General features: G+C 74.2%; 2 protein-coding genes and 1 pseudogene. 2 read left to right on the plus strand and 1 reads right to left on the minus strand.

The genetic code is table 11. From position 1 onward, the window contains the following. Window positions 1–171 (plus strand): annotated as a pseudogene (locus ABD54_RS25225) (succinate--CoA ligase subunit alpha); the annotation flags it as partial. An 87-nt stretch (window positions 172–258) separates the two neighbouring features. Here the strand turns inward: ABD54_RS25225 and ABD54_RS25230 are convergent. Continuing rightward, window positions 259–729 (minus strand): DUF1707 domain-containing protein, encoded by a 471-nt coding sequence (locus ABD54_RS25230; protein WP_047872044.1) that lies wholly within the window; start codon window positions 727–729, stop codon window positions 259–261. A gap of 141 nt (window positions 730–870) precedes the next feature. Between ABD54_RS25230 and ABD54_RS25235 the strand changes: the two genes are divergently transcribed. After that, the coding region (locus ABD54_RS25235; RefSeq protein ID WP_047872045.1) for a DUF6350 family protein at window positions 871–2,571 on the plus strand (1,701 nt) is incomplete at its 3' end.

Genomic DNA, 2,571 nt, shown 5'->3' on the forward strand with positions numbered 1-2,571 from the left:
TACGTGGCGGGCTTCACCGCTCCGGAGGGCAAGACGATGGGGCACGCGGGCGCGATCGTGTCGGGTTCCTCGGGCACGGCCGCGGCCAAGAAGGAAGCTTTGGAGGCCGTCGGCGTCAAGGTCGGCAAGACTCCGAGCGAGACCGCTCAGCTGGTGCGCGCGCTGTTCTGACGCGTTCCGGTACCTACAACGGCTCCGCCCCGCCGCTCAGCGGTGAGGCGGAGCCGTTGTCGTGTGCGCCCCAGTGCCCGCCGGACGTCAGGCGGGGCGGCGGAAGTGCTTGGCCACGCCCACGACGACGTGGGGGACGATCATCACGGCGAGTAAGACACCCCAGCCGACGAGGGCCTCGCGGCTTCCGTCCAGGACGGCGGGCAGCCCCCAGAACAGGAAGACGAAGCCGACCCAGGGCAGCACGCCCCACCAGGGCGCGGAGCGGCCCCCGCTGTCAGCGCAGGCCGGTGCGGTCTCCCCGTTCCCCAGGCGCGGCTCCAGAACCGGCGCGCTCCCGTGCCCCGCGCCGGGGGCGCGCGTGTCCGTCGCCGGCAGGTCGTCGAAGAGGGGGGTCAGGTCGGAGGAGGTGACGGCGCGCATCGCCAGGGAGGCGCGCTCCTGGTGCTCGTCGATGTCCAGACGCCCCTCTTCGAAGGCGGTGCGCAGTCTGGTCAGGGCGCCGTCGCGTTCGGCGTCGGAGAGGCGGTAGGGGCGCGGGTGTGCGGAGCCTGCCATGCGGGACCGATCCGTTCGGGCTGGGAGAGCCTTGTTCCCAGGTTAGGACGGCCCGACCGCGGATCCGGTTCCGTCCTCGCGGGCACGACACGCGCGGCCGGGATACCACGGAGCATTCCGGTCCCTGGCAGCATAAGTCGGGTGAGTACGTCAGGATCTCCCCCCGACCGCGGCCGCCCCTCCCAGCGCACGCGGTCCAGCGGCGCGGCGGAGCCCGACGCGGCCGTCGCACCCCGGCCCGTCTACGCGACCGGCGGGGTCGCCGCGGCCACCGCCGCGGCGCTGGGGTTGGCCGTGATCGTCACCCTCACCATCATCGGTTGGGTGGCCGCGCCGCACGACACCTTCGGCGAGGACATCGTCGACATCCTCCAGGGTGCGGTGCTGGCCTGGCTGGTGGGCCACCACGTGTCGTTCTCGGTGCCCGACGGCCAGATCGCCCTGTTGCCGTTGGGTCTGGTGTTGTTGCCGGGGCTGTTGTTGTACCGGTCGGGACGGTGGCTGGCGCGTTCCTGCGACATCCCACGTCTGCGGTACGTGTACCGGGCGGCGCTGGCGATTGCCGGGCCGTACGCGGCGATCGCGGGCACCCTGGCCCTGCTTGCGCGGACCGAGGCGGTCGAGCCGAGTATGCCGCGCGCGCTGGTGACGGGGTTCGTGACCGCGTTCCTGGCCGGAGGGCTGGGGGTGCTGCGTCAGTTGATGCGCGACAAGGAGGTGCCCGCCCGGGACCTGCTGCGGCTGATGCCCGCCCGGCCGCGCTCCCTGCTGGTGGGGATGCTCGCCTCCACGGGAACGCTGCTGCTGGGCGGGCTGCTGCTGTTCCTGGTGGCGCTGGCGATGAGCCTGCCCGAGGTCGTCGAGGCGACCCGGGCGCTCGGCCCCGGTCTGGTGGGGGGTGCGCTGCTGATCGTGGTCCAGTTGGCGTACCTGCCCAACGCGGTGGTGTTCGCGCTCTGCTACGCGTTGGGCCCGGGGTTCGCGGTGGGCGCGGGGACCGTCGTCGCGCCCACAGGGGTGTCGGTGGGCGCCCTGCCGATGCTGCCGATGCTGGCCGCGCTGCCGTCGAACGGGGCCGCGCCGGTGGCCTCGCTGCTGGCGTTGGCGGTTCCGTTCGTGGCGGGGGCTGTGGGCGGTGTCCTGACCCAGCGCAGCGCCCCGGACGTGGTCAGCGAGGCCGCTCCGCTGTGGGGTTTCGTGTGCGGTGTGACCACGGGGCTGCTGTGCGCGGCGTTGGCCGCGACGGCCGGTGGGCCGCTCGGCGACGAGAGGCTGAGCGAGGTCGGGCCGTCGGCGTGGCAGGTGGGCTTGGTGGCCGCCTTGGAGGTGGGCGTGGCCGCCGCCGTCGTGGCGTGGGTGGCGAACTGGTGGTACACGCGGGGGGAGCGTCCGGCGCGCAGGGCCTCGCGGTGGGCGGTCTGGCGTGGGCTGCGCCCCGTGAAGCAGGACACGGCGTCCTCCGAGGGGGAGGGGGCTCCCGCCGCGAAGGACACGGCTCGTCCCGCCAAGGACGGCGCTCTGCCCGCCACGGATCTGGAGCGCCCGGCCAAGGAGGCGGCACGCTCCGCCGAGGAGGGGTCATGGGAGCGTCCGGAGGTGGAGTTGCCCCCGGATGTGCCGGTCGGTGAGGGCCTGGCCACGGTCACGCCGCTGCGCCGCCGCGAGGAGGAGGTGCGGCCTGACCCCGAGGAAGAGGAAGACGCCTCGCTGGAGGCCCCCGAGGACGAGGAACCGGACGAGGACCGCCCGGCCCGGGCCGTCGGGCGCGCGGAGCGCAAACGCGCGCGCCGTGAGCTGCGCAGTCAGCGGCGCGAGGAGCGCAGGGCAGGGAGGGCCGGGGGC

It is taken from the genome of Nocardiopsis sp. RV163, from assembly GCF_001029525.1.
Classification (GTDB): domain Bacteria; phylum Actinomycetota; class Actinomycetes; order Streptosporangiales; family Streptosporangiaceae; genus Nocardiopsis; species Nocardiopsis dassonvillei.

What these genes read in the sequence shown, in the direction of transcription:
- ABD54_RS25230 (WP_047872044.1), bottom strand. Translation starts at nt 729, where the DNA reads ATGGCAGGCTCCGCACACCCGCGCCCCTACCGCCTCTCCGACGCCGAA.